The sequence below is a fragment of the Loigolactobacillus backii genome, from assembly GCF_003946275.1.
Taxonomy (GTDB): domain Bacteria; phylum Bacillota; class Bacilli; order Lactobacillales; family Lactobacillaceae; genus Loigolactobacillus; species Loigolactobacillus backii.
This window is the reverse complement of the sequence record NZ_RHNQ01000140.1, coordinates 1-1233: the sequence shown is the minus strand read 5'-3', so window position 1 is coordinate 1233 and position 1233 is coordinate 1. Positions and strand designations below refer to the sequence as shown.

At 39.3% G+C, this 1233-nt stretch carries 1 pseudogene; it reads right to left on the bottom strand.

The annotated features are described in order from the left end of the window. Positions 1-278 precede the first annotated feature (278 nt). Positions 279-737: pseudogene (locus EKM61_RS11920) on the bottom strand (phage terminase small subunit P27 family). Positions 738-1233 lie beyond the last annotated feature (496 nt).

Sequence of the window (1233 nt, the reverse complement as noted above, 5' to 3'; positions counted from 1 at the left end):
GTTATGCGGTCATTGGCTTACAAGGCGCTAGCTGAAAGTAATAATGAGTATGATCGGCAAAGAGCACTGAATACATTACATCAGATTGAAGAAATAGAAAGGGAGACCAACAATGATTAAAACTAAGATTGTTCATGGCAATAGTGTTGAACAAATGCTTGAAAGAGTTAAGCAACTTGATGAGTCTTTAGGAATAGATTACGAACTGATAGACACCGAGACGGACTTCGTCAAGATTAGTGACAATGAAATATTTTGCATTTAAGAAGTAGTCTTTTTTACCCTCCCAAAAATTCTTTCATACGTTCATCAATGCTTCGCTCGTCCTTGTGGTCATCTAAGTTTAATTTGAGCAAGTCGCTACGTGACTTAGGAGATAGTCCCAATTCAGCGCCTAGTTTAGTTAGATTTTTAACCGCTGAATCGTAAATTTGAGTCATCGGGTTTCACTTGTAGCCCACGAAGTCTCGACCAATTTTTTTACCGGTCTGATCTTGTAACGTCTTATAGATTGCTTGGACTTCACCGTTTTCCTGGATATGTTTATACGCATTGCGATAAATCTCATATTGGGAAGCATATTGCTCTACAAGCCCGCTATCAATGCGCTTAACTGGGGTATTTTCTTCTAAAAAAGGCACTAATCGACGCCAAACGACCTTAGCTTGCCGGCCCAAGTAAGCTGGCGGTGTACGTGATAGTTGCCCGTTGTTGACGTCTTTATCCACTTTTTTCATCACTAATCTCTCCTTTCATTATTTGGTGACCCCCCCTACCTAAAAATTTTAAAAAATTGTTTCTATCACAAAATAACGGTATTGTGTGCGCTCCTCCCGGCCGTTAATGGGGGGGCGGGGGTGATTTTTATTTAGCTCTCAATACATTACGCCTGATCGTTCTATTATTCCTTAGAGCGCAAATTAGACGTGTTTAAATGGACAGTCAGATAATCAGGTGTGCTATCGGTAAACATAATGTTACAGTCCGAATACCCTTTGGCTTTAAGCACTCTGAGCATGGAATAAGCTTGGCCTGGTGTAAATTCAATCAAATCAATGTGTACATCACATAAGTTGTAAATCACCGCTTGCTTAATAATTAGTGGATTGAAGTCAATATTTGAGACAGGTTTTAAGAGACATTCAGAACCGCATTTACCTTCCACAGCTCAAATAAATCATTAATCGTGATTAATAACTTATTTGAACCATGGAAAGCATTAAATCAGGCGGC